The following is a 25695-nucleotide window of genomic DNA, read 5'->3' as shown; positions in this document are numbered from 1 at the left end:
ACCGTTCCTGGCAAGGCCGTAGCGACTGCTTGCAGGTCGCTCGAAACGATCTGCGCGAACGTCAGGAGATTCGTCAATGCCACACTGCCTCGTCGAGAAACGCGACCATGTCCTCATCGTGACGATGAATCGCCCCGAGGCGCGCAACGCGCTGTCGGCGGAGATGATGGCGATCATGCGCGACGCCTGGGACCAGGTGGACAGCGATCCGGACATCCGGGTGGCGATCCTGACCGGCGCGGGCGGCGCGTTCTGCGCGGGCGCGGACCTGAAGGCGATGACCACCCAGCACCCCGGCGACTCGTTCGCTGGCGGCGGCTGGGATCTGTCCAAGATCGAGGCGCTGCTCAAGGGCCGCAGGCTCACCAAGCCGCTGATCGCGGCGGTCGAGGGCGCGGCCATCGCGGGCGGCACCGAGATCCTGCAGGGCACCGACATCCGAGTGGCCGGCGAAAGCGCGAAATTCGGTGTGTCCGAAGCGCGCTGGGGGTTGTTCCCGCTCGGCGGGTCCGCGGTGCGGCTGGTCCGTCAGATTCCGTACACCGTTGCCGCGGACATTCTGCTGACCGGCAGGCACGTCACCGCCGCCGAGGCCAAGGAGATCGGGCTGATCGGGCACGTGGTGCCGGACGGCGGCGCGCTGGACAAGGCACTAGAGCTCGCCGCGATGATCGCCGCCAACGGACCGCTGGCGGTGCAGGCCATCCTGCGCACCATCCGGGACACCGAGGGCATGCACGAGGAAGAGGCGTTCCAGATCGACGCGAAGCTCGGCACCGCCGTCTTCCGCTCGACCGACGCCAAGGAGGGCCCGAAGGCCTTCGCGGAGAAGCGCAAGCCGACCTTCACCGGCAGCTGAGAAACGAACGCCCCCGGCACCTTCCGGTACCGGGGGCGGCTCCGCGTCGTGGCTCAACAGGCCTGATAGTCCATCCAGAACGGCTCCCACTGATGGCCGTCCGGGTCGAGGAAGGTGCGGCTGTACATGCCGACCTGCTCTTCCTGCGAGCGCTTGGCCTCGTTGATCTCCTCGGTACCGCCGCCGGCCAAAGCCGCCGCCGCGAGCGCGTCCACCTCGGCGACGCTGGTCAGCGCCAAAGCGTAGCTGGCGCCGATCTTCTCGGTGGTGTCGGCGACCGGACGTTGGCTGAAAGTGGTGAAGTACTGTCTGGTCAGCAGCATGAGGCAGATGTTGTCGTCGATCACGATGCAGGCCGCGTTGTCGTCGGAGAATTCCTGGTTGACCTTCCAGCCCAGCGCCTCGTAGAAATTCTTCGACCGGTGCAGCTCGGCGACGGGTAGGTTGAGAAAAATCATCCGGCTGGTCATGTCGGCACCTTTTCGTAGTCCGCCTGTTTAGTTGCGCACAAATAGAGACGAACCCCGGCGGCGGAACTCATCGCTCGCCCACACGATGTGACAGGCCGCACTGCGGCGGCCCGACCGATGATCTTGATCGTGCTGGTCGAAGGCTTTTGGGTCTGGGATGTGTCGGTGGGCTGTGGCAGGGTGACACCCATGACCGACTTGTCCGGCCCGTCCGCCGGCCTCGCTCCCGACGTGCTCGAATCCTTCGAGAAGCACCGCCGGGAACTATGCGCTTACGCCTACCGCATGCTCGGCTCGTCCTTCGAGGCCGAGGATGCCGTGCAGGAGACCTTCACCCGTGCGTGGAAGTCCTACGACTCCTTCGAGGGACGCGCGAGCCTGCGCTCCTGGCTGTATCGAATCACCACCAACGTCTGCCTCGACATGCTCGACGGACCGCAGCGGCGAGCCCGGCCGATGGACCTGTCCGGGCCGTCGCGACCCGATTCACCGCTACCCGCGCCGCAGCCGGACTACGTCTGGATCGAGCCGATCCCGAACGCCCTGGCCTTCGGCGCCGACCCGGCCGACCACGCCTCGGCCAAGGACACGCTGCGGCTGGCCTTCGTCGCGGCCTGTCAGCACCTGCCCGCCACCCAGCGCGCGATCCTGATCATGCGGGAGGTGCTGCGGTTCTCCGCCAACGAAACCGCCGAGGCCCTCACCATGTCCCCCGCGTCGGTGAACAGTGCGCTGCAACGCGCCAGGGCCACCATGTCGAAGGTGCAGCCCGCCGCCACCGACACCTACGACGAATCGAACGAGGACCAGCGCAAGCTGGTCGACAACTTCGTCAAGGCGTTCGAGGCCTACGACATGGACACCCTCACCACGCTGCTCAAGACCGACGTGTCGCTGTCCATGCCGCCGCTCGAATTCTGGGTCTCCGGCCCGGCCAACGTGACCGCGTTCATGCTCGGCCACGGCAGCGCCTGCCGCGACTCCCGGATGATCCGCCTGGAAGGCGCCAACGGCGAACCGGCCTTCGGTCAGTACAAGCCCGGCGACGAGCCGGGCGTGTGGATCCCGTGGTCGGTCATTGTGCTCGAGCTGGACGCCGATGCCATTTCGGGTATGTGCTTCTTCCTCGATACGGAGAAGCTGTTCCCGCTCTTCGGCCTGCCGCCGGAGCTGCGCGAACCGGTCTGACGCACAGCGAAGGCGACCTCCACGGTCCGGAGGTCGCCTTCGATGGCCTTACGACGCGGGGACGTACCGCTCGCGGAGTTTGCGCTTGTAGAGCTTGCCGTTCGGGTCGCGTGGTAGTTCGGCGAGGTAGTCGACCGACTTCGGCATCTTGTACTTCGCCAATTGGGTTGCGGCGAAGGCGAGTAGCTCGGCAGTGAGTTCGTCGGTGCCTTCGATGCCCTCGGCGGTCTGCACCACGGCCTTCACCTCGGCGCCCCAATCCGGGTGCGGGATACCGAAGACCGCGACATCGCCGACCTTCGGGTGGGTGATCAGCACGTTTTCGATCTCGGCCGGGTAGATGTTCACGCCGCCGGACAGGATCAGGTCGGAGCGGCGGTCGTGCAGGTACAGGTAGCCGTCCTCGTCGAGGTGGCCGATGTCGCCGACGGTGAACAGGTCGCCGACGCGCGAATCCTCGGTCTTGGCCTTGTCGTGGTGGTACTCGAAACTCGAAGCGCCCATCCGCATGTAGACCAGGCCGGGCTCACCGGCGGGCACCTCGGTGCCGTCTTCCTCGCTGAGCACCTTGATCACCGACCACGGCCAGGCCTTGCCGACCGAGCCGGGCTTCTGCAGCCACTCGGTTCCGTTGATCACCGTGCCACCGCCCTCGGTGGCCGCGTAGTACTCGGTGACCGTCGGCCCCCACCACTCGAGCATCTTCCGCTTGGTCTCCTGCGGGCACGGCGCGGCGCCGTGCACCATGCTGCGCAGCGAGGACACGTCGTACTTGGCGCGCACCGCCTCGGGCAGCGCGAGCAGCCGGTGGAACTGGGTCGGCACCATGTGACTGTGCGTCACCCGATACTTGTCGATCAGCCGCAACATCTCCTCGGCTTCCCACCGATCCATCAGCACGAGCTTGTGCCCCAACTGAATCGAGATGGTCGCGAAGTTCAGCACCGCGGTGTGATAGAGCGGCGAGCCGCAGATGTGCACGTGATCGTCGTAGGGCGCCAGCTCGAACAGGCTGAAGAACGCGTTGGTATGCGGCGGCACGACATCGGGGTCGGCGCCGGTGAGCGGGCGGCGAACGCCCTTGGGCCGCCCCGTGGTTCCGGAGGTGTAGAGCATCGGCGCGCCGGTGCTGCGGTCGGCCGGTCGCCCGGTGTCCGCGGCGCCCAGCCAGGCCACCGACTTGAAGCCCTCGATCTCGCCCACCGAAAAGCGCGCCGCGGCAGGCAATTTCGCCTCGTCGGCGGCGGCCGTCCCGGTAGCGGCGAACCGATCGCTGACCAGGAACGCCTTCGCCTCGCTGTCCTGCAGGATGTAGGCGACCTCCGGTCCGGTGAGGTGCCAGTTCACCGCGACGATGTACAGCCCGGCCTGGTACGCCGCGAAGTAGGCGGCGATCGCCTCGACGCAGTTGTGCACCATGCTCACCAGCACGTCGCCGGTTTCCAGGCCGAGCCCGCGCAGGCCGGTGGCATATCGGTCGGCGAGCGTGGCCAATTCGCGATACGTCACCTCCCGGCCCGCCGGATCGACCATGGCGATCCGATCGGGTTCGGCTTCGGCGATGTTCCAGAGACCGAGAACTTTAACTGACTCCTGCGTCGTCACGCTATTGAATCTAGAACGTGTTCTACATATCGACAAGGGGTGTGAGCCGACGTAATTGCTCGACATCGGGTGCCGACACCAACATCATGGTGACACCGGACGCCGACCAGACCCCGAGTTGCTTACGGACATGCTCTTCGTCGCCGATGATCGCGGTATCCAGAATCATCTCGTCCGGCACCACCGCCGCCGCCTCGGCCTTCTTACCTGCCATGAACAGCCGGCCGATCTCGTCGACCTCCCGCTCGTAACCCATCCGCCGATAGACCTGCGCGTGGAAGTTCTGTTCCGGCGCACCCATGCCGCCGATGTAGAGCGATATGATCCAGCGCATCTTCTCGAGCTCGCTCGCGGCGTCGTCGGTGATCACTACCTGGCAACTCGCGGCGATCTCGAAGTCCTCGCGCGACCGGCGCGCGCCGGCCCTGGCGAAACCCTCGTCCAGCCAGTCGTTGTACATGTTCGCCAGCCGCGGCGCGTAGTAGATCGCCAGCCACCCGTCGGCGATCTCCGCGGTCAGCGCCACGTTCTTCGGACCTTCCGCGCCGAGCCAGATCGGCAAATCCGCACGTAGCGGATGCACTATCGGCTTGAGCGGCTTGCCGAGTCCGGTCGATCCCGGCCCGGTGTAGGGCAGCGGATAGTTCGGCCCGGCATTGGTGACCGGCGCCTGCCGCTCGAGGATGCGCCGGATGATCCCGACGTATTCGCGGGTGCGCTGCAACGGCTTGGCGAACGGCTGCCCGTACCAGCCCTCGACCACCTGCGGCCCGGAAACACCGAGCCCGAGGATGGCCCGGCCACCGCTGAGATGGTCCAGCGTGAGCGCGTGCATCGCGGTCGCGGCGGGCGTGCGGGCCGACATCTGCACGACGGAGGTCCCCAGCCGCACCCGCTCGGTCGACGATCCCCACCAGGTCAGCGGCCCGAACGCGTCCGATCCCCAGGATTCCGCGGCGAACACGGCGTCGAACCCGGCCGCCTCGGCCGCGACCACCAACTCCCCCGCGTGCTGCGGCGGCTGTGCCATCCAGTACCCGAGTTGCAATCCGAACTTCATGGAACACCCTTTCCGAGCCAACTGCTTGCCAGCAGAATAAGAACCTGTTCTACTCGACATTGTGACTCAGGGGAATACTGCATCCGGCGTAATCGCGGATGAGAGAGGGGCGAAATTGAACACAGCTTCGCGCAGCGATTCCATGAGGGGTGGCGGTCGGGCGACGGGTGGGCACACCGCACCCGATGTGCTCAGCGCGCCCCTTCGGGTGCGATTCGACTACACCCGGTCCGTCGGACCGACGATCGGCAACTTTCTGACCAACCTGCGCGCCCGCAAGGTCGTCGGCGTGCGCGGGTCGGACGGGCGGGTGCTGGTGCCGCCGCCGGAATACGATCCGGTGACCGCCGAACCGCTAACGGAGTTCGTCGACGTCGCCGAAGCGGGCACCGTCGAAACGTGGACATGGGTGCGCGAGCCGCTGCCGGGCCAGCCGTTCGACCGGCCGTTCGCGTGGGCGTTGATCCGGCTCGACGGCGCGGACACCACGCTGCTGCACGCCGTCGACGTGGCCACACCAAACGACATCCACACCGGCCTGCGCGTGCGCGTCCGGTGGGCCGCCGAGACCACCGGCAGCATCCACGACATCGCATGCTTCGAGCCCGGCGAAAAGGCCGACGCGCCTGTGCAAGCCGCGGTCGACGGCGACCCGATCACGGTGATCACCACCCCCGTCGACCTCGCCTATATGCACACCGCGTCGCCGCAGGAGACCGTCTACCTGCGCGGACTGGCCGAAGGCAAGCTGCTGGGCGGCCGCACCGATGCCGCGGGCAAGGTGTACTTCCCGCCGCGCGGCGCCAACCCGACCGACGGCAGGCCCACCTCCGAGGTCATCGAGCTGCCCGACCGCGGCACGGTCACCACGTTCTGCATCGTGAACGTGCCGTTCCTGGGGCAGCGGATCAAGCCGCCGTACGTCGCGGCCTATGTGCTGCTGGACGGCGCGGACATCCCGGTGTTGCACCTCGTACTCGGTTGCGAGGCAAGCGAAGTGCGGATGGGCATGCGGGTGGAAGCCGTGTGGAAGCCGCGCGAGGAGTGGGGCTTCGGGCTGGAGAACGTGGACCACTTCCGTCCCTCCGGCGAGCCCGATGCCGAGTACGACACCTACAAGCACCACCTCTGAGAGAGGCGCACGTTGACTGACAACGCCACCGACATCGCGGTCGTGGGTTTCGCCCACGCGCCGCACGTGCCGGAGACCTTCGGCACCACCAATGGTGTGGAGATGCTGGTGCCCTGCTTCCAGCAGATCTACAGCCAGCTCGGCATCACCAAGTCCGATATCGACTTCTGGTGCTCCGGCTCCTCGGATTATCTTGCTGGACGTGCCTTTTCGTTCATCTCGGCGATCGACGCGATCGGCGCGGTACCGCCGATCAACGAATCACACGTCGAGATGGACGCCGCATGGGCGCTGTACGAGGCGTGGGTGAAACTGCGCTCGGGACAGGCGACGACCGCGCTGGTGTACGGCTTCGGCAAGTCCTCGGCGGGCACGCTGCGCCAGGTGCTCACCATGCAGCTCGATCCGTACCTGGTGACCCCGCTGTGGCCGGACGCGTGGTCCATCGCGGGCTTGCAGGCCAGGGCCGGGCTCGACGCGGGCCGCTGGACCGAACGGGATATGGCGGCGGTGGCCGCGGGCGAAGGCGGCGACGTCGAAAGCCTGCTCGGCGCACCGTATATCGCCGACCCACTGCGAGCCCACGACGTAGCCCCGATCACCGATGGCGCTGCTGCCATCGTGCTCGCGGTCGGCGACCGCGCCCGTGAACTTTGCGAACGTCCGGCCTGGATCACGGGCATGGCGCACCGGGTGGACACCTCGATGCTCGGCGCGCGCGATCTCACCGTCTCCCCCTCCACTTCGGCTGCGGCGCAGGCGGTTACCGGCGGCGACACCAACTTCGACATCGCCGAGTTGCACGCACCGTTCAGTCATCAGCAGCTGATCCTCGCCGAGGCGATCGGTCTGAAGAACGGCACCAAGGTGAATCCGTCGGGTGGCGCGCTCGCCGCGAACCCGATGTTCGCCGCCGGGCTGGAGCGCATCGGCTTCGCGGCCAAGGCGATCATGGGCGGTTCCGCGAATCGCGCGCTCGCCCACGCCACCAGTGGCCCCGCGTTGCAGCAAAACCTTGTGACAGTTCTGGATTCGGAGGCGAACCAGTGAGCGAGCGCAGCGAGGGAACCATCAACACAGCGTCCGAAGGGAACGCCGGAGCCGAGCGTCAGCGAGGCGCAGGCGTGAGTTTCCCGGCCGCGGTGCTCGGCACCGGACAAACCCATCACGTGACGAAACGAACCGATGTATCGATGGCGGGCATGTGCCGCGAAGCCATCGATCGCGCGCTCGAAGACTCCGGACTCACCATCGCCGACATCGACGCCGTAGTAGTCGGTAAGGCGCCGGATCTCTTCGAGGGCGTCATGATGCCCGAGCTGTATCTGGCGGATGCGTTGGGCGCCACCGGAAAACCGCTGCTCCGGGTGCACACCGCAGGTTCGGTCGGCGGCTCCACCGGCGTGGTCGCCGCCAATCTGGTGCAGGCCGGAGTACACAAACGGGTGCTCGCGATCGCCTGGGAGAAGCAGTCGGAGTCGAATGCCATGTGGGCGTTGTCGATTCCGGTGCCCTTCACCATGCCGGTCGGCGCGGGCGCGGGCGGCTACTTCGCCCCGCACGTGCGATCCTACATCCGGCGCTCCAACGCACCGAGCCACATCGGCGCGATGGTCGCGGTCAAGGACCGCCGCAACGGCGCCAAGAACCCGCTCGCACACCTGAAACAGCCCGACATCACCCTGGAGTCGGTGCTGGCCTCGCAAATGCTGTGGGACCCCATCCGTTTCGACGAGACCTGCCCGTCCTCCGACGGCGCGTGCGCCGTGGTGATCGGCGACGAAGAGGCGGCCACCGCGGTCGAAGCCACCGGCAAGAAGGTCGCGTGGGTGCACGGCACCGCGATGCGCACCGAGCCGACCACCTTCGCCGGACGCGATCAGGTGAACCCGCAGGCCGGGCAGGACGCGGCCGCCGCGCTCTGGAAGGCTGCCGGAATCACCGACCCGCTCAACGAGATCGACGTGGCCGAGATCTACGTGCCGTTCTCCTGGTTCGAGCCGATGTGGCTGGAGAACCTCGGCTTCGTGCCGCAGGGCGACGGCTGGAAACTCACCGACAAGGGCGAAACCGAGATCGGCGGCATTCTGCCGGTCAACCCGTCCGGCGGCGTACTCTCCTCCAACCCGATCGGCGCGTCCGGCCTCATCCGGTTCGCCGAGGCAGCCAAGCAGGTCATGGGTCGAGCAGGCGCCTGCCAGGTCGAGGGTGCGCGCAAGGCACTCGGACACGCCTATGGCGGTGGGTCCCAGTACTTCTCGATGTGGGTCGTCGGGTCGGACAAGCGATGAGCCCGCTGCAGTTCAGCCTCGGCATTGCGCTGAGCCCGCTGGAACAGCTCCCCGAACTGGCGAAAACCGCTGAGGAGTGCGGGTTCTCGTCGATCGCGCTGCCGGACTCGCTGTTCTATATGAAGTCCGCGGCGGCGAAGTACCCGTATACCGCTGACGGCAGCAGGTTCTGGGGCCCGGAGACGCCATGGGTCGACCCGCTCATCGGGGCGACTGCCATGGCAGCGGTGACCAGCCGGATCCGGTTCTACACCAATGTGCTCAAGCTGGGTTCCCGTAACCCGCTGCTGCTGGCCCGCCAGGTCGGGTCGGTGGCCAACCTCTCCGGCAACCGTTTCGGCTTCGGCGTCGGAATCGGCTGGGCGCCGGAGGAATTCGAATGGTGCGGAGTGCCGTACAAGCGCCGCGGCGCGCGGGTCGACGAGATGATCGAGGTCATCAGGCTGGTCCTCGGCGGTGGCATGGTCGAATTCCACGGCGAGTTCTTCGATTTCGACGAGTTGCAGGTCAGCCCCGCACCGACCGAGCCGGTGCCGTTCTATATCGGCGGGCACACCGAGGCGGCACTGCGCCGCGCGGCCAGGGTCGGCGACGGCTGGACCTCGGCGATGATGACCTACGAAGAGCTGTGCGGCACCATCGGCAAGCTCGACGCGCTGCGCGCCGAATTCGGCCGCGGCGATGCGCCATTCGAGATCCAGGCGGTGTGCATCGACCGGTTCGGCCGTTCGGGCTATCAGGACCTCGCCAACGCGGGCGTGACCGACGCGATCGTGGTGCCCTGGCTCTTCGACGGCATCGGCTTCGACGGCGAACTCGCCGCCAAACAGGACTCGCTGCGCCGATTCGCCGCGGCGAACATCGAGGACCCGATCGTCGCGGAGGTATCGAAATGACCACCACCACCGACCATCCGGCCCGGACCGCCGGACTCGCCTCCCAGGCCGCGGTGCGGGCCAGGGACAAGGACGCGTGGGTCGCGCTGTTCGCCGAGGACGGCATAGTCGAGGACCCCATCGGCCCTTCGGGTTTCGACCCCGAGGGCAAGGGCCATCGCGGCAAGGAGGCGATCGCGGCGTTCTGGGACAAGGCGATCGCGCAGACGGAGCTGATCGAGTTCCTGTTCGGCGACTCGTTCGCCTGCGGGAACGAGATCGCGTTCACCGGGACCATCCGCAGCACGCTCGGCGGTCACCAGATCGACGCCGATGGTGTTTTCACCTACCGGGTCGACGAAACAGGCAAAATCGCTGCGCTGCGGGCATTTTGGGAAGTCGATCGCGCGATGGCGACCGCGAAGAAGATCGGCTGACGACAGACCAACGGGCGAAGGGCCCTCGAACCGGAGTGGGGACTTCCGGTGCGAGGGCCCTTTTCGTCGGTACCCGCGAGCCTCAGTGCGCGACGGGACAGGTCTTGAAATCGACCGGGAATTCCTTGATCCCGTTGAGCCAACCGGACCGCAGCCGCTTCGGGTCACCGATCTTGGTGATATCCGGCAGGTGATCGGCGATGGCGTTGAAGATCAGGTCGACCTCCAGCCTGGCCAGGTTCGCACCGACACAGAAGTGCGCGCCGGTACCGCCGAAGGACACGTGCTGGTTGTCCTTTCGCATGATGTCGAACTTCTCCGGGTTCTCGAACACCTCGTCGTCGAAGTTGGCCGACCGGTACAGCATCACCAGCCGCTGCCCCTTCTTGATCTGCACCCCACCGAGTTCGGTGTCCTCCAGCGCGGTTCGCTGGAACGAGATGATCGGGGAGGCCCACCGGATGATCTCGTCGACGGCGGTCGCCGGACGCTCCTTCTTGTACAGCTCCCATTGATCCGGGTTGTCCAGGAACGCCATCATGCCGTGGGTGATCGCGTTGCGCGTGGTCTCGTTGCCCGCGACCGCGAGCAGGATCACGAAGAAGCCGAACTCCTCCGGCGTCAGTTGATCGCCGTCCACGTCGGCCTCGACCAGCTTGGTGACGATGTCGTCGGCCGGACAGGCCTTGCGATCGGCCGCCATTTGGTAGGCGTAGCCGAGGATTTCGGCGGACGAGGCGACCGGGTCGACGTTGATATCCGGGTCGTCGTAGCCGGTCATCTCGTTCGACCAGGTGAAGACCTTCATCCGGTCCTCCTGCGGGATGCCGATCAGCTCGGCGATCGCCTGCAGCGGCAGCTCGCACGCGACCTTGGCGACGAAGTCACCGGACCCGGATTCGGCTGCCGCCTGGACGATCTCGTGCGCACGTGCCGAAAGTTGTGCGCGCAGACCGTTGATCGCGCGCGGGGTGAAGCCGCGCGAGATGATTTTGCGCAGCTTCGTGTGTTCCGGAGCGTCCTTGTTGAGCAGGACAAACCGCTGCAGTTCGATCTGCTCGCGGGTGATGTCGTCATTGAAGCGCGGGATGGCGGTGTTCTCGAAGGTGGAGAACACCTCGCCGCGGCGCGACACCTCTTTGACGTCGGCGTGCTTGCTGACCACCCAGAAGCCCTCGTCGTGGAAGCCACTGACCTCGACCGGCTGCGGATTCCACCAGACCGGGGCGGTCCGGCGCAGCTCGGCGAACTCCTCGACCGGAATCCGCTCGGCGTAGATGTCGGGGTCTGTGACGTCGAATCCGTCCGGCAGATTCGGCCGGACATTCCGAGGGTCTACCACCAGATGTCTCCTTCGACAAACTGAAACACGTTCTATAATCATTGAAGCATAGGCGGCAGGATCAGGAAAGAAACCGGACAGAACCGCCTACCAACTACATGAACTCGTTTCAGTTTCTGTCCCGTACGAAAGGTTGGACATGGGCACACCCGTCATCGTCGAGGCCGCTCGAACCCCCATCGGCAAGCGCGGCGGCTGGCTGTCCGGCCTGCACGCCGCCGAACTACTCGGCCTGGCCCAGCGCGGCCTGCTCGAGCGGGCGCACCTGGATCCGGCGCAGGTCGAGCAGGTCATCGGCGGCTGCGTCACCCAGGCCGGCGAGCAGTCCAACAACATCACCCGGGTCGCGTGGCTGCACGCCGGACTGCCCTGGCAGGTCGGCGCGACCACCATCGACGCGCAGTGCGGCTCGGCGCAGCAGGCCAACCACCTCATCGCCGGGCTCATCGCGACCGGCGCGATCGACGTCGGTGTCGCCTGCGGCATCGAGGCCATGAGCCGAGTTCCGTTGGGCGCCAACGTCGGCGAGCACGCCGGGCCACGCAGGCCCGCATCGTGGAATATCGACCTGCCCAATCAGTTCGAGGCGGCCGAGCGGATTGCCAAGCGGCGCGGCATCACTCGCGCCGACGTCGACGCGTTCGGCGCCCGTTCGCAGCGCCTGGCCGGGCAGGCCTGGGCCGAGGGCCGCTTCGATCGCGAGGTGCTCACGGTCACCGCGCCCGCGGTCGACAAGGCGGGAAACCTGACCGGCGAGAAGCTGGACGTGTCACGCGACCAAGGCCTGCGCGAGACGACCGTCGAGGGACTGGCCAAGCTGAAGCCGGTGCTGGAGGGCGGCATCCACACAGCAGGCAGCTCGTCGCAGATCTCCGACGGCGCCGCCGCGGTGCTACTGATGGACGAAAAGGCCGCGCAGCGAGCCGGATTGCGGCCGCGGGCGCGGATCGTCACCCAGGCACTGGTCGGCTCCGAGCCGGAGTTCCATCTCGACGGCCCGGTGCAGGCGTGCTCGCGCCTTTTGGAGCGATCGGGTATGACCATCTCGGACATCGATCTCTTCGAAATCAATGAGGCGTTCGCATCGGTGGCGTTGTCGTGGGCCTCGGTGCACCAGCCGGACATGGACCGGGTGAACGTCAACGGCGGCGCGATCGCGATCGGCCATCCGGTCGGCTCGACCGGATCCCGGCTCATCACAACGGCTTTGCACGAGCTGGAGCGAACCGGCCGCAGCACCGCCATGGTGCTGATGTGTGCCGGTGGCGCATTGGCGACAGGGACCATCATCGAGCGGATTTAGGGCCTTCAACCCCCGGAAACGGGTTTGTTGAACGTTCATCTCCCAGCCCCGGAAACGTGTCGTACGCCACATGGCCGCTACGACTTGCAACTAGATGAGACGTCAGCTATCTTTCCGCTATCAGGACCGTATCGGGGAAGACCTCCGCGACGGGCCAGAACCGGTCCGTACCTCGGCTTCTCGAGAGCCGTTGGGGTGACCCGCAAACGCAACGGTCCCAGTACCTTCGCGGGACCGGCACCTAGAAGCTTCAAGGAAATCCGGAATCAGGCGTAGGTTTTCAGTTACTGAGCCGCTAATATCAATGATACGTATCCGAGATAACGACTGTTAGTACAGCGAAGGGAATTGGGCGGCTCACAATGGCTGATTTCGCGGCGCGGCTGAACAAGCTGTTCGAAACCGTGCATCCCCCGGGGCGTAAGCCGCACACCAACGCGGAGGTTGCGGCTGCGCTGACGGCCTCCGGACATCCGATCTCGAAACCGTACCTGTCGCAGTTGCGGTCGGGACAACGGACGAACCCGTCCGATGAGACGGTGGCCGCCCTGGCGAAGTTCTTCAAGGTCAAGCCGGACTACTTCTTCAACGACATCTATGCCGCCAAGATCGATCATGATCTGGAGTTGCTGTCCCAGCTGCAGGGCTACGGACTGCGACGGCTGTCGAGTAGAGCGTTCGACCTGTCCGAAGAATCTCAGAACCTACTCACCTCCATGGCGGAGAAGTTGCGGGCAAGTGAAGGCTTGCCTGAAATTCCTCCGGATGGCACCGAATAGGTTCGCTTGCACGTCAAGCACAGTGCGACCCCTCCGGGTCGCACTGTGCTGTGTTATGTGTGCGTCCAATGCAGCGCAGGACAGGACATGCCCAGGGAAATAGGGGCATGTCCTGTCAAGGCCTCTGACGTTGTCCGAACACGTCCGGATGCAAGCACATTCGAAAATCTTGGAACTAGCTCGCGCGCAAGTTTTGCTCGGACAACTGATTTCGCGAGTGTGTGGGTACGCGCAGAACTCAGCCGCCTGCGCGACCACCGAACCGCACCGCAGATCTCGCGAACGCACTAGTGCGCGGAATACCGCCGACTGGCCGTCGGCTCAATTTCTGACGTGCTCCAGGGATGTCGCGTCATACGCCCGAGCGATGGCCTGGACCCAGCCGCGGGGACTAATCCCCTCCGGCGGAGCAATCCATCGCGCGTCGACCGCCACATCGCCCAATGGGTTTCTCGCCCACTCCGCCACGGTGTCCGCGCGCTCGGCGACCGATCGCGGCGGCACCGCCACCGCGGCGAGCACTACGCCGCCACCGGATTGCAGATAAAGAGCGTCCATGATCTGCGCCACTTGGTCGGACGCCTTCAACTGAGTGGACGTACCGGTCTGGTCGTGCGCGACCACCTCCGGGAAGCGGCCGACCATGATGCGGTGCAGCGGCCGAATCTGGCGCAGCAGTAACCGCGCTCGCACCCACAGCTCCACCACGATCCACACGGCGCCGAAGGCGATGAGCAGGCTCGCGATTTCCCATGCCTGCCAGGCCCAGTTCGGCTCGCCCGGCGGCACCGGCGCCGCGTCGGTGAACGCGCGCCGGATCTCCAGCACCGCGAGCACCGCGACGACCGCGGCTCCGGTGGTGTAGATCGCGATGCCACGGCCGAGCGTGGTCCAGTCGAGGTTGCGCAGGCCGGTGATGACGATGAACACCGCGCCGAACGCGACGACCTCCCAGCCGAAGGTGAACGACCAGGCGATGGCGGCCGCCACCGCGACCAGACCGATGCTGTAGATCACCATGGCGACCTGACGCAGGTTCTGCCGGGAGACGACCGGCCAGGCGGCCGAGGCGACCACCGAGGTGGCCGTGACGAAGGCGATCCAGGCCGACACCACGACACCGTCGGACAGCCAGCCCGCGTGCACGCCGTGCGGACGCAGGTTGTCGATGGCCACCGCGATCTCGGGGACCGCGACGGTGGCGGCCAGCGCGACGGCGGCGACCGCGACCACGATGGCCACCCGGGCCGTCGTGGCGGGCTTGACCAGCACACGCCCTACTCGCGCTCCTGCCGCCATCCACACCAGCAGAGCCGTCAACCAGAGGGTCATCCCAGAGCCTCATCGAATCGAAGGACCGAGACGCCTGCGCCACGGCTGTTGAACACGCGGAGTCGGGTCATCAACATGGCGGCGAAGGTCTCGGCCTCCCACTCGGCGAGCTCGTCCGCGCCGTCGTCGACGATCTGCTGGTGCGCCCGCTGGCTCAGCATGTAGGCGATCAGATCGTCGCTGGCTTCGAGTGTCACCTCGGGCGCGGGCGCGCCCTCGTGGTTGAACACGATGTGCCCCAACTCATGTGCCAGGGTGTGCTCCCGGCTTGGCAGTGAGTGGGCGAGCACGATCACGTCGCGATCGGGGTAGAGCCTGCGCTGACCGCACACCCCGGGGCCCAATTCCGCACTGGCGATTTCGATTTCGCGATGCCGCTCGCTGGCGATGGCGAGCACCACCTCGTCGAGGGTGGTGGCGTCAGAGTCCGCCGCCACTGCGCACACGGCATCCACAGCGGCCGCAACCCGACGGTACGACCGCGAGCTACTTTGCGTCTTACTTTCACTCATGCCTGCACCTCGCTAGCGCTCGGTTCCGGCATGCGCGAAGCACGCTGCGTCATGATTCGTTCGCTTCGCTCACTCATGCCACACCCCTCACGGCCTCGGGAAGAACATGGCACGGGCGGCGTCGACTCGGGCCTGCGCGGCCGAGGCACCCTGGAAACTGACCGCACCGGAACCGGCTCCGGCCAACCCGAGTGCGAGTAGGCCGCCGATCACCGACAGCAGCTTGGGTTTCGGGAGGCCGTCGTTGGCGCTGGTCGGCCGCACGTCGGGGTTGGGCTTGGCGGGTGCCGCCTGCACCGGGGCGGGCGGCGGGGGCGGAGGCGGCGGGGGCACCGCTGCCGGAGCCGCTGCCGGGGCGGGCGCGAGGACGGGGAGTCCGGGGATGCTCGGCAGGACCGGCGCAGGCACCGGCGGGACCGCGATGGGCGGCAACACGGGCGGAACCGGCGGCGCGGGAATCGGGATCAAAAGCAGCAGCAGCGGGGCGGCCGAACCGACCGCGGCCGAACCAACGGCGGCGGAACCCACTGCGGCAGAACCTGTTGCGGCCGAACCGACGCCCGCGGAGCCGACGCCTGCCGAACCGACACCCGCGGAACCCACACCGGCCGAGCCGACACCTGCGGAACCCACCGCGGCCGAACCTGTTGCGCCGACACCGATTCCGGCGGAACCCACTGCGGCGGAGCCCGTTGCCAACGCGCCGACTCCCGCGGATCCGGTGATGCCGAGCCCGGCCGAGCCGGTACCGAGGACGATGCCGAGTCCGGCCGAACCCGATCCGAGCGTCAAGCCGAGTCCGGCGGAACCGGTACCCAACACAGCGCCGAGTCCGGCGGAACCGGCGGCTCCTGCCGCAGCCGAGCCACCGGCCGCCGCAGACCCACCGGCGGCAGATCCTCCGGCCGCGGCCGAACCGACGGCTGCCGAGCCAGCGGCAGAACCCGAACCGATCGCGGGATTAGTAGGCACCGCACTGACATCTGACGGCTGCCCGGGCACCGACAGTGGGTACCAGGGATCTCCGGTGTCATAGGGCGGCGGAGCGGGGTCTACGGCGCACCCTGGACAACGTTCCGAGGGCTGTGCCTCGGCCGCCACCGGGCCGAGTAGCGCAAAGCCGGCCACAGTCCCAGCTACTGCAACCACACGGAACGTGCGACCAACGGCCATGCGCCGAGCCTTCCCCTCATTCGTAAAGCGCAGATCTCACCCGGTCGCGACTCTCACACGGGACTTTTAACGGATGGGGGCCATAGTAAACCCCTATCGTTACGTGCGCAGGAAGAAGGTCGGAAGCCCGGTCAGGCCCCGTACACCGGCTCGGGCGGCATCCCCTTGGCAATCAGGTCAGCTACTACCGGGCCTAGCTCGGCGGGCGACCACCGGGCGCCCCTATCGACCGCGACGCCGTGCCGCCAGCCGTCCGCGAGTGCCACTTTCCCGCCCTCGACCTCGAACATGCGTCCGGTGACCGCCGCGGATTGGGTGCTGCCGAGCCAGACGACCAGCGGCGAGATGTTCTCCGGAGCCATCGCGTCGAAGCCGTCCTCCGGCCGTGCCATCGTGTCGGCAAACACGGTCTCGGTCATCCTGGTCCGAGCCGCAGGTGCGATGGAATTCACAGTGACGCCGTAGCGGCCGAACTCCGCGGACGCGGTCAGCGTCAGTCCCGCGATGCCCGCCTTGGCCGCGCCGTAGTTGCCCTGGCCGACGCTGCCTTGCAGACCCGCGCCGGAGCTGGTGTTGATGATCCGGCCGTCGACCGGGCGACCGGCCTTGGACTCGCCGCGCCAGTACTCGATGGCATGCCGCATGGTGACGAAATGGCCCTTGAGGTGCACGCGGATCACCGCGTCCCACTCGTCCTCGCCGAGGTTGACCAGCATCCGGTCGCGGACGAAACCGGCGTTGTTGACCAGCACGTCCAGGCCGCCGAAAGTGTCCACCGCCTGCCGGATAAGTCGTTGTCCGCCTTGCCAATCCGCGATGTCGTCGCCGTTGGCCACGGCGGTGCCGCCGAGCGCCGCGATCTCCGCGACGACCTGCTCGGCGGGGGTCTCGCCGGTCGCGGCGCCGTCGAGCGCCGAACCGAGATCGTTGACCACCACGCGCGCCCCGGCGGCGGCGAAGGCGAGCGCGTGCGCGCGCCCGATGCCGCGGCCCGCGCCGGTGACGATGACGGTGCGGCCTGCGCAGATCTGCTCGGTGTCCATACCTATGTCCTCTTCGTGTGTGTCCGGTGGATCAGGACTGCTGACCGACGGCCGCGGTGGACGCGGCCAGGAAGGCTGGGCGCTCGCCGCCGCCGTGCACCAGCAGGGCGGCCCCGCTGACGTAACCAGCCAGCGGGGAGGCGAGGAAGGCGGCGCAGCGGCCGACGTCGTCCGGCTGGGCCATCCGGCCGAGCGGGATGGTCTCCCCCACCGCGTCGATGCCCGCCTGGTCGCCGTAGTGCAGCTCGCTCTGCTCGGTCACCACCGGGCCGACGATGAGCGAGTTGACCCGAACCTTGGGCGCCCATTCGACGGCGAGCGACGAGGTGAGGCTGTCTATCCCCGCCTTGGCGGCGCCGTAGGCGGCAGTGCCCGGCGACGGACGGTGGCCGCTGACGCTGGAGATGTTGACGATCGAGCCGCCGTCGTCCTGTTGCTGCATCACCGCATTCGCCGCCTGGGAAACCAGCAGTGGCGCAAGCAGATTCAGCTCGACGATCTTGGCGTGGAAGTTCTTGCTCGCCGTGGCGGCCAGCGCGAACGGCGCCCCGCCCGCGTTGTTGACCAGGTGGTCGAGGCGGCCGTGCCGCTCGATGACCGTATCGATCAGCCCCTGCACCGCATCGGCGTCGCGAATATCACAGGGCAGGAATTCGATGGCACGACCGTCGGCCTCCACCGGCGCATCCGCGGGACGTCGAGCGCAGGCGATGACCGTCGCGCCCGCCCCGAGGAACGCCCTGCCCACACCGGCACCCACGCCGCGGACGCCGCCGGTCACCAGAACGACGCGGTCGGCCAGATCGATTTCGAGTGCCACCGTGCTAACCTACCAAGCAACTGCTTGCTTTGCCAACGCTGGGCTCAGGCCAAGCCGGTCGATCACGATGGGCTGGGGCCTTCACGAAGGGATAGGCGATGGGGATCAACCATCACTCCGAATCAACCGGCATCACCGTGGTCACGGTCGACTACCCGCCGGTCAACGCCATACCGACGGACGGCTGGTTCGATATCGCCGACGCGATCCGGGAGGCGGGCCGGGACAAGGAAACGCGAGTCGTGGTGCTACGCGCCGAGAATCGCGGTTTCAACGCGGGTGTCGACATCAAGGAGATCCAGAGCAAGCCGGGTCATCAGGCACTGATCGACGCGAATCATGGCTGCTTCGAGGCGTTTGCGGCGGTCTACGACTGCCCGGTGCCGGTGATCGCGGTGGTGCAGGGCTTCTGCCTCGGCGGCGGAATCGGCCTGGTCGGCAACGCGGATGTCGTGATCGCCTCGGACGACGCCACTTTCGGACTGCCCGAGGTGGACCGTGGCGCGCTCGGTGCGGCCACCCACCTGTCCCGGCTGGTGCCGCAACATCTGATGCGGGCGCTGTTCTACACCGCGAGCACCATCACGGCACAGCAGTTGCAGCACTTCGGGTCGGTGTATCAGGTGGTGCCGCGCGCCGAACTCGATGCCGCGGCAATGGAAGTCGCCAAGAACATCGCGGCCAAGGACGGCCGGGTGATCCGCGCGGCGAAACGGGCGCTGAACGGCATCGATCCGCAGGACGTGCACCGCAGCTACCGCTACGAGCAGGGATTCACCTTCGAACTCAATCTCGCCGGTGTCGCCGACGAGATCCGCGCCCGGTTCGACGACGATCTGGCCGCGCGCAAGGCCGAGCAGTAAGGGATCAAATTCATGCGAGACAAGCGAATGTCACTCGACGAGGTCGTCGGCGAGTTGCGCAGCGGAATGACCATCGGGATCGGCGGCTGGGGGTCGCGGCGCAAGCCGATGGCGCTGGTGCGGGCCATCCTGCGGTCGGATGTCACCGATCTGACGGTGGTCAGTTACGGCGGACCGGATCTGGGGTTGTTGTGTTCGGCGGGCAAGGTGCGCAAGGCGTATTACGGCTTCGTGTCGCTGGATTCGGCGCCGTTCTACGATCCGTGGTTCGCGCAGGCCAGAACCTCCGGTGCGCTGGCGGCGCGCGAGATGGACGAGGGCATGCTCAAGTGCGGGCTGGAGGCGGCCGCGGCGCGGTTGCCGTTCCTGCCGATCCGGGCGGGACTCGGCTCGGATGTGCCGAACTTCTGGGACGGTGAATTACGCACGGTCGCTTCGCCTTACCCCGACGCCGATGGCAAGACCGAGACCTTGATCGCGATGCCCGCGCTGAATCTCGATGCGGCGCTGGTACATCTGAACATCGGTGACCGGCACGGCAATGCCGCCTACACCGGCGTCGACCCGTATTTCGATGACCTGTACTGCCTGGCCGCCGAGCGGCGCTACATGTCGGTCGAGCGGATCGTCGAGACCGACGAGCTGGTGAAAACCGTTCCGCTGCAGTCGCTGCTGCTCAACCGGATGATGGTGGACGGCGTGGTCGAGGCGCCCAACGGCGCGCACTTCACCCTGGCCGGTGACAGCTACGGCCGGGACGAGAAGTTCCAGAAGCACTACGTGCAGTCGGCGAAGACACCCGAGACCTGGCAGCAGTTCGTCGACAAGTATCTGGCCGGTTCCGAGGACGAGTACCAGGCCGCCGTACGCGAGTTCGCACAGGAGGCTTCGCGATGACGAGCACCGAGACCATCACCCGCGCCGAAGTGTGCGCGGTCGCCTGCGCGGAGATCTTCAGTGGCGCAGGCGAAATCATGGCCAGCCCGATGTCGCCGATGTCGATCATCGGCGCCCGCCTCGCCAAGCTGACCACCGAACCGGATCTGCTGCTCTCCGACGGTGAGGCCCTGTTCTTCGCCGACACTCCCCCGCTGGGCGGCAAGGCACCGATCGAGGGCTGGATTCCGTTCCGGCGCGTATTCGACGTGGTGGCCTCCGGTAGGCGGCACGTGGTGATGGGCGCCAATCAGATCGACCGCTACGGCAATCAGAACCTGTCCGCGTTCGGCGCGTTGCAGCAGCCGACCCGGCAGATGTTCGGCGTCCGTGGCGCGCCGGGCAACACGATCAATCACGCGACCAGCTACTGGGTTTCGCGGCACACCAACCGGGTGTTCACCGATCGGGTCGACATCGTCTCCGGCATCGGCTACGACAAGGTGGACCCGGCCAACCCGGCCTTCCGGTTCCACCACCTGCACCGGGTGGTCACCAACCTGGGCGTCTTCGACTTCGAGGGCCCCGACCACACCATGCGGGCCCGCAGCCTGCACCCGGGCGTGACCGCCGCCGAGGTCGCCGAGAACACGTCGTTCGAGATCCACGGACTGGCCGACGCCGCGGAGTCCCGGCTGCCCACCGCCGAGGAACTGCGGCTGATCCGGGACGTGCTGGATCCCAAGAAGATTCGCGACACCGAGGTGCCGTCATGACCGGTCGGTTGCGAACCCCGCTGACCGAGCTGGTCGGCGTCGAACATCCCGTCGTGCAGACCGGCATGGGCTGGGTGGCGGGTCCGAGCCTGGTCGCGGCCACCGCGGAGGCGGGCGGGCTCGGCATCCTCGCCTCGGCGACCATGACCTACCCGGAGCTCGAGGCCGCGATCGCGAAGACCAAGGCGCACACCGCGAAACCGTTCGGCGTGAACATCCGCGCCGACGCCTCGGACGCACCCGAGCGCATCGATCTGCTGATCCGCGAGAAGGTGGCCGTCGCGTCGTTCGCGCTCGCACCCAAGAAGGATCTCATCGCCAAGCTGAAAGACGCTGGCGTGGTGGTGATTCCGTCGATCGGCGCGGCCAAGCACGCGGTGAAGGTCGCGTCCTGGGGCGCCGACGCGGTGATCGTGCAGGGTGGCGAAGGCGGTGGGCACACCGGTCCGGTGGCCACCACGCTGCTGCTGCCATCGGTGCTGGACGCGGTCGACATCCCGGTGGTCGCCGCGGGCGGCTTCTTCGACGGCCGTGGCCTGGCCGCCGCGCTGGCCTACGGTGCGGCGGGTGTCGCGATGGGCACCCGCTTCCTACTGACGCAGGAGAGCACCGTGCCCGAGGCCGTCAAGCAGGAGTACCTGCGCAGGCAGCTGCAGGACACCGTGGTCTCCACCAAGGTCGACGGGATGCCGCACCGGGTGCTGAACACCGAACTGGTGCAGCGCCTGGAACATTCGGGCCGCACCCGCGGTCTGGCCGCCGCGGTGGCCAATGCCGCCAAGTTCAAGAACATGACCGGCATGAAGTGGTCCACCCTGGTCCGCGACGGGCTGTCCATGCGAAAGACCAAGGACCTCACCTGGTCTCAGGTCGTGATGGCCGCCAATACGCCGATGTTGTTGCGCGCCGGTCTGGTCGAGGGCAACACCCAGGCGGGCGTGCTCGCCGCCGGTCAGGTCACCGGCATCATCGAGGACCTGCCCACCTGTCAGGAGCTGATCGACCGCATCGTCGCCGACGCGATCGCCCGGATCGAAGCGCTGCAGAAGAACCTCTGAGCCCGTCACGCGAATGCCCCGCTCCCGCCCAGGGTGCGGGGCATTTCGCGACTCGCATTACCGGTACCCGCCCACCCGCACAAGCCAGGCAAACTACAGTCGCCGCACACCGCTCCGGGCCCGTACGATCCGCCTCATGAACCAGCCGATGCCCCCGCAACAACCGCAGTATCCGCAGCAGCAGCCCGGATACCAACAGCCGCCGCCGGGGTACCAGCAACAGCCGCCGCAGCAACAGCCCGCCCCGCAGTTCCCCATCCTCGTCTCCACCATGAACGACGTACCCGGCCACAAGGTCGTCCGGGTGTTCGGCGAAGTGGCGGGCCTTACTGTGCGCAGCCGCGGCATCGGCTCCAACCTCGCCGCCGGTTTCCGCTCCCTCGGCGGCGGTGAGATCACCGAATACACCCAGCTGCTCTACCACTCCCGGCACGAAGCGATCATGCGAATGTGCCAGCACGCCATGTCCTTCGGCGCCAACGGCATTCTCGCCATGCGCTTCGACTGCAACGAGATCGCCAACACCATGAGCGAGGTGGCCGCCTACGGAACGGCGGTGCTGCTCGAGCCCGCCGACAAGGCGTAGTTACGCGGCGAGCCATTCCGGGCGGCTGGAGCCGCGGAGTGCCAGGCCGAACGGGTACTGGCCGGGCGTCCGCGACATCTGCACCTGCTCGGTGACGCCCTGGTACCTCCCCGCGGAACCGTCCATGGTGAAGATGTCCGGGTCGAGGTAGCGGTGGTCGTCGTCGGAGTCGAGCGTGGCCGCGACGTAGTCTTTGTCGAAGATGCCCAGGCTCAGCGTCCAGAGCGCGACGCGGGCCAGGCTCAGGTGCACCCGATAGCTGCCGCCCTCCTCGGCCCGGCGCTGCAACGCGGCGGCGATGCCGACGGTCGACAGCATGGGCATGATCCAGTCGTTCACCACCCCGAGGACCGGCAGTCGCGGCGCGTCGAGGCTGCCCTCCAGGATGGTCATCCCGGTCGCGACTCCCGCGTTCTGATCGAACCCGACGCGATCGGCCCACGGCCCGGTCTGCCCGAAGAGCGAATTGCTGACGTGGATGATGCCGGGCCGGATCTCTGCGGCATCGGCAGGCGAGAGCCCGTGCCGGTCGAGGTAGCCCACCCGCCGGTTGGCGTAGAAGATATCGGCTCCCCGCAACAGTTCTCGCAGCTTCTTCGCGTCGTCGGCGTTGTCGAAGTCGAGGAACGAGGAGCGCACGCCGACATTGGCGGTTCGATAGAGCGTCTCGATTTCCCCTTCCCCCGCACGCCAGATGTTGAGCACGTCGGCACCGTGCAGGGCAAGGGTGCGGCCGATCCCCGCGCCGGCGATGATGTGCGCGTGGCCGAGCGCCCGGAGCCCGTCCAGCGGTGCGGTGCCGCCGGATGGCAGCGGCTCCGGATCGCTGTCGCCGATCTTCTCGAGCGCGATCAACGGCATATTCGCCAGCACCTCGGTGAACTGTCGTTCGGCCATCAGCTCTTCCAGGCCGAGCGCTTTGGTCAGCACCACGCCCGCGTCGGCGGCAGCGTCCTCCAGTTCGGTGGAATTCCACGTACGGATTTGGCGGGCAACGGATTCGGGGCTGTCGACGGCGCCGAGCAGTGCCAGCAGGTCGGACTTCAGCTTCGGATAGACCGGCATCGGCATCACGTGCCGGTCGTCGGCGGTGCGATAGAACCGTGGCACGCCCACCGTCGCCGGGTCCGTGATCTGCGGCAGCGCGCCGTTGAGCTTTTCCCATTTACGGTCGTAGAAGGGACACAGCCGGTGCGGCGCTTTGCGCAGGTCCATGCTGATGTCCTGGCCTGGGCCGCCCCGCAGCTGCCATAGCTTGGCGATGGCGACCGACTTGCCGACCAGCGCAATACCGGGCGAGGCGGCCAGGCTCAGCGGGCTCGACACGATCGGGTCGGCGCCGACGAAGGTGATCTCGCCGCCAGAATCCTCGGCGGTGAGCCCGACGCCGCCGAGCACCTCCTGCAATTCGGCGTGCGGGTCGACCGGCTGGTTCTTGTTGTGCAGCGCGTTCTTCAGACGTTGAGTGAGCATGGCTTACCTCTCAGACGTTCGGGCTTGCGTGGACGGCTGGCCGGTCGTCGACCTTCGCCAGCGCTTCGAGTACCGCGTTCGTGCGTCGATCGCGTTTGTCGACGAGACGCCGATAGTTCTGTTCGCCGGAGCCGTAAGCGTTTTCGATGCTCTCGATGAGCTGTTCCCTGGCCTCGGGGTCCGCCGAGGGCTTGCCCAGTTCGACCTCGGCGCCCACCCCCGCGAAGAGATGCCGCGCACCGCCGGGACCGCCGCCGAGAACGTTGCCTTCGAAGAGACCGATGGTGGCCCAGCGCAGGCCGAGGGAGTTCTGCAGGATGGTGTCGAGATCCTCGACGCTGACCACGCCGGACTGCACCAGATACCTAGCCTCGGCGGACAGTGCCATTTGCAGCCGATTGGCGACGAATCCCGGCATCGCCTTACGAATTACGACCGGCACCCGGTCGAGCTCGGAGTAGAGCGCGACGGCGCGGGTGACGGTCGATTCGTCGGTCTTCTTGCCGGGCAGCACCTCCACCAGCGGCATGAGCTCCGGTGGGTTGAACGGATGCCCGACCAGGATGCGTCCGGCGTTGTCCAGATCGGCGGCGATCAGCGAGGCGGTGATCGATGAGCTGGAGGTGGCCAGCACCGCGTCGGCGGGTGCGGCACGCAGAATCTCGGCGAAGAGCTGTTGCTTGACGGCCAGCCGCTCGGGGCCGTTTTCCTGGACCAGGTCGGCCGATCGCACCGCTTCGGTCAGGTCCGCGGTCCAGGACACGCGATCGTCGCTACCGAATTCGGCCGCGACGAGCTCGCCGAGGTCAGGGCGCGGGTCGGTGATCGCCACCCGCCAGCCGTGCCGGTGCGCCAGCCGGGCCCAGGACAGACCGATGACGCCCGCACCGACCACAGCCATGGTTCGCTGACTACTCATTGGACACCAACGATTCCGGTCAGCGACTGACCCTCGAATTTCGCAATGACGCTGTCGGACGAACGGTCCAACGCCACGGCGCGCACGCTGCCGCCGAGGTCGGTGACATAGGCGAGGCCCGCCTCGAGATCGACGGCGAGACCGATGGCCTCGGCGAAGCCGCGGGCCAGGATTTCCGGGGTCCCGCCGGACTCGCCGCGTGCTGGGATCGGCGCGCGATTGAGCGTGTTTCCGGCAGGCTCGGCGCCGCGGTCGGTCCAGTAAAGGTAGCCGTTGGTGGTGTCTAGCCAGAGGTCGATCGGCTCGGGCAGGTGGTTCCAGAGCACCTCGATATCGGTGCGGTTTGCTGCCGTCTGCCCCTCTGGCACAACGAGATTCGCACGGAAGATGCGACCGCGGCCGCCCTTCGCGGGACCTTTCTGGGTCCAGTACAGCGCGTTTCCGGCCGGGTCGATCGCGATGCCGACGCATTCCTCGGCCTTGTCTCCGGTCGCGGGATTGACCACCAGGTCGGTCGATCCGGTGCCTTCGACACCTACTCGGCTCACTCGGCGACCTTCGCGGTCACTCCAATACAGTTGCCCGGCAACGAAATCGGCGTCCAGTTGCTTGCCGGTCGTCAGCGCGCCGACGGGGAGGATCTGCCTGCGATCGGTGCCATCGAGCGCGGCGGACTCGAGTGAACCGTTCTTCGGCGAGAAGTCGAAGTTGTGGTCGTCGAGCGGCAGCTCGGGATCGAAATCGGGCGTGCCCATCGTGGTCCAGTAGATGCGCCCGGCAGTGCGGTCGTATGCGATGCCGTCGGGAACCGATCCGGTATCGCCAACGACCGTCGTCACGGATCCGTCGGCCAGCTCGATGCGAGCGATGGTGCGATTTACGATGTTGAGCACCAATAACGCCTGGAACACGAGGTACCTCCA

At 67.1% G+C, this 25695-nt stretch carries 26 protein-coding genes; 14 read left to right on the top strand and 12 right to left on the bottom strand.

Annotated elements, in window-relative coordinates; genetic code table 11:
- Positions 1-76: 76 nt before the first annotated feature.
- A complete protein-coding gene (locus tag ACQPW1_RS04085; RefSeq protein WP_433661444.1) occupies positions 77-859 on the top strand; it encodes a crotonase/enoyl-CoA hydratase family protein in 783 nt (260 codons plus the stop codon).
- 53 nt (positions 860-912) lie between these two features.
- Here the strand turns inward: ACQPW1_RS04085 and ACQPW1_RS04080 are convergent, their stop codons facing one another.
- Complete coding sequence (locus ACQPW1_RS04080) at positions 913-1329, bottom strand: VOC family protein (RefSeq protein WP_433661443.1); 417 nt, start codon at positions 1327-1329, stop codon at positions 913-915.
- Between the two features lie 189 nt (positions 1330-1518).
- Here ACQPW1_RS04080 and ACQPW1_RS04075 point away from each other — a divergent pair, with 189 nt between their 5' ends.
- Positions 1519-2517, top strand: coding sequence for a sigma-70 family RNA polymerase sigma factor (locus tag ACQPW1_RS04075; RefSeq protein WP_433661442.1), 999 nt, complete (start codon positions 1519-1521; stop codon positions 2515-2517).
- A 48-nt stretch (positions 2518-2565) separates the two neighbouring features.
- On the opposite strand, the gene ACQPW1_RS04070 is transcribed toward ACQPW1_RS04075, so the two are convergent.
- Both ACQPW1_RS04070 and ACQPW1_RS04065 read right to left on the bottom strand, forming a co-directional pair.
- Positions 2566-4122: an acyl-CoA synthetase gene (locus tag ACQPW1_RS04070; RefSeq protein WP_433661441.1), complete on the bottom strand. Its 1557-nt coding sequence runs from the start codon at positions 4120-4122 to the stop codon at positions 2566-2568.
- Between the two features lie 22 nt (positions 4123-4144).
- Entirely contained in the window at positions 4145-5182 is a 1038-nt protein-coding gene (locus tag ACQPW1_RS04065) for an LLM class F420-dependent oxidoreductase (RefSeq protein WP_433661440.1), read from the bottom strand.
- A gap of 142 nt (positions 5183-5324) precedes the next feature.
- Between ACQPW1_RS04065 and ACQPW1_RS04060 the strand changes: the two genes are divergently transcribed.
- The 5 genes from ACQPW1_RS04060 to ACQPW1_RS04040 all read left to right on the top strand — a co-directional run bounded on the left by ACQPW1_RS04060 (position 5325) and on the right by ACQPW1_RS04040 (position 9917).
- Entirely contained in the window at positions 5325-6314 is a 990-nt protein-coding gene (locus ACQPW1_RS04060; protein WP_433661439.1) for a Zn-ribbon domain-containing OB-fold protein, read from the top strand.
- A gap of 12 nt (positions 6315-6326) precedes the next feature.
- Positions 6327-7364 carry a thiolase domain-containing protein gene (locus tag ACQPW1_RS04055; RefSeq protein WP_433661438.1) on the top strand — a complete coding sequence of 346 codons (1038 nt, stop codon included), beginning with the start codon at positions 6327-6329 and terminating at the stop codon, positions 7362-7364.
- A 74-nt stretch (positions 7365-7438) separates the two neighbouring features.
- A complete protein-coding gene (locus tag ACQPW1_RS04050) occupies positions 7439-8605 on the top strand; it encodes a thiolase domain-containing protein (RefSeq protein ID WP_433661437.1) in 1167 nt (388 codons plus the stop codon).
- Between the two features lie 5 nt (positions 8606-8610).
- Positions 8611-9501, top strand: coding sequence for a TIGR03619 family F420-dependent LLM class oxidoreductase (locus ACQPW1_RS04045; protein ID WP_433665131.1), 891 nt, complete (start codon positions 8611-8613; stop codon positions 9499-9501).
- On the top strand, positions 9498-9917 hold the full coding sequence (locus tag ACQPW1_RS04040; protein WP_433661436.1) for a nuclear transport factor 2 family protein: 420 nt from the start codon (positions 9498-9500) through the stop codon (positions 9915-9917). The genes ACQPW1_RS04045 and ACQPW1_RS04040 overlap by 4 nt, the downstream gene beginning before the upstream one ends.
- A gap of 82 nt (positions 9918-9999) precedes the next feature.
- Here ACQPW1_RS04040 and ACQPW1_RS04035 read toward each other — a convergent pair whose 3' ends face one another.
- Positions 10000-11301, bottom strand: coding sequence for a cytochrome P450 (locus tag ACQPW1_RS04035; protein WP_433661435.1), 1302 nt, complete (start codon positions 11299-11301; stop codon positions 10000-10002).
- 97 nt (positions 11302-11398) lie between these two features.
- Here ACQPW1_RS04035 and ACQPW1_RS04030 point away from each other — a divergent pair, with 97 nt between their 5' ends.
- Positions 11399-12562 carry a steroid 3-ketoacyl-CoA thiolase gene (locus ACQPW1_RS04030; protein WP_433661434.1) on the top strand — a complete coding sequence of 388 codons (1164 nt, stop codon included), beginning with the start codon at positions 11399-11401 and terminating at the stop codon, positions 12560-12562.
- Positions 12563-12924: 362 nt separating this feature from the next.
- On the top strand, positions 12925-13341 hold the full coding sequence (locus ACQPW1_RS04025; protein WP_011207048.1) for a helix-turn-helix domain-containing protein: 417 nt from the start codon (positions 12925-12927) through the stop codon (positions 13339-13341).
- A gap of 321 nt (positions 13342-13662) precedes the next feature.
- On the opposite strand, the gene ACQPW1_RS04020 is transcribed toward ACQPW1_RS04025, so the two are convergent.
- The 5 genes from ACQPW1_RS04020 to ACQPW1_RS04000 form a co-directional block, all read right to left on the bottom strand.
- A complete protein-coding gene (locus ACQPW1_RS04020) occupies positions 13663-14673 on the bottom strand; it encodes a hypothetical protein (RefSeq protein ID WP_433661433.1) in 1011 nt (336 codons plus the stop codon).
- Positions 14670-15185: an ImmA/IrrE family metallo-endopeptidase gene (locus ACQPW1_RS04015; RefSeq protein WP_433661432.1), complete on the bottom strand. Its 516-nt coding sequence runs from the start codon at positions 15183-15185 to the stop codon at positions 14670-14672. Before ACQPW1_RS04015 ends, ACQPW1_RS04020 begins: the two co-directional genes overlap by 4 nt.
- 87 nt (positions 15186-15272) lie before the next feature.
- Entirely contained in the window at positions 15273-16157 is an 885-nt protein-coding gene (locus ACQPW1_RS04010; protein WP_433661431.1) for a hypothetical protein, read from the bottom strand.
- 332 nt (positions 16158-16489) lie between these two features.
- Positions 16490-17401, bottom strand: a complete 912-nt coding sequence (locus tag ACQPW1_RS04005) for an SDR family oxidoreductase (protein ID WP_433661430.1) — start codon at positions 17399-17401, stop codon at positions 16490-16492.
- 31 nt (positions 17402-17432) lie between these two features.
- Complete coding sequence (locus tag ACQPW1_RS04000) at positions 17433-18221, bottom strand: SDR family oxidoreductase (protein WP_433661429.1); 789 nt, start codon at positions 18219-18221, stop codon at positions 17433-17435.
- A gap of 98 nt (positions 18222-18319) precedes the next feature.
- On the opposite strand from ACQPW1_RS04000, the gene ACQPW1_RS03995 reads away from it, so the two are divergent.
- From ACQPW1_RS03995 to ACQPW1_RS03975, 5 genes are all read left to right on the top strand, one after another.
- A complete protein-coding gene (locus ACQPW1_RS03995) occupies positions 18320-19084 on the top strand; it encodes an enoyl-CoA hydratase family protein (protein WP_433661428.1) in 765 nt (254 codons plus the stop codon).
- Positions 19085-19096: 12 nt separating this feature from the next.
- On the top strand, positions 19097-19981 hold the full coding sequence (ipdA, locus tag ACQPW1_RS03990) for a cholesterol ring-cleaving hydrolase subunit IpdA (RefSeq protein WP_433661427.1): 885 nt from the start codon (positions 19097-19099) through the stop codon (positions 19979-19981).
- Entirely contained in the window at positions 19978-20736 is a 759-nt protein-coding gene (locus ACQPW1_RS03985; protein ID WP_433661426.1) for a CoA-transferase subunit beta, read from the top strand. Before ipdA ends, ACQPW1_RS03985 begins: the two co-directional genes overlap by 4 nt.
- Positions 20733-21794, top strand: coding sequence for an NAD(P)H-dependent flavin oxidoreductase (locus ACQPW1_RS03980; RefSeq protein ID WP_433661425.1), 1062 nt, complete (start codon positions 20733-20735; stop codon positions 21792-21794). Before ACQPW1_RS03985 ends, ACQPW1_RS03980 begins: the two co-directional genes overlap by 4 nt.
- A 256-nt stretch (positions 21795-22050) precedes the next feature.
- Positions 22051-22380, top strand: coding sequence for a YbjQ family protein (locus ACQPW1_RS03975; protein WP_433665130.1), 330 nt, complete (start codon positions 22051-22053; stop codon positions 22378-22380).
- Here the strand turns inward: ACQPW1_RS03975 and ACQPW1_RS03970 are convergent, their stop codons facing one another.
- From ACQPW1_RS03970 to ACQPW1_RS03960, 3 genes are read right to left on the bottom strand one after another with little or no spacing between them, the layout of a single operon-like run.
- Positions 22381-23853: a CoA transferase gene (locus ACQPW1_RS03970; RefSeq protein ID WP_433661424.1), complete on the bottom strand. Its 1473-nt coding sequence runs from the start codon at positions 23851-23853 to the stop codon at positions 22381-22383.
- A 10-nt stretch (positions 23854-23863) separates the two neighbouring features.
- Complete coding sequence (locus tag ACQPW1_RS03965; RefSeq protein WP_433661423.1) at positions 23864-24772, bottom strand: 3-hydroxyacyl-CoA dehydrogenase NAD-binding domain-containing protein; 909 nt, start codon at positions 24770-24772, stop codon at positions 23864-23866.
- Positions 24769-25683, bottom strand: a complete 915-nt coding sequence (locus ACQPW1_RS03960; RefSeq protein ID WP_433661422.1) for a hypothetical protein — start codon at positions 25681-25683, stop codon at positions 24769-24771. Before ACQPW1_RS03960 ends, ACQPW1_RS03965 begins: the two co-directional genes overlap by 4 nt.
- Between the last annotated feature and the right edge of the window lie 12 nt (positions 25684-25695).

This window comes from Nocardia sp. CA-128927 (assembly GCF_050955855.1).
Lineage (GTDB): Bacteria > Actinomycetota > Actinomycetes > Mycobacteriales > Mycobacteriaceae > Nocardia.
The sequence above is the reverse complement of the archived record's forward strand: the minus strand, read 5'-3'. Positions and strand labels throughout refer to the sequence as shown.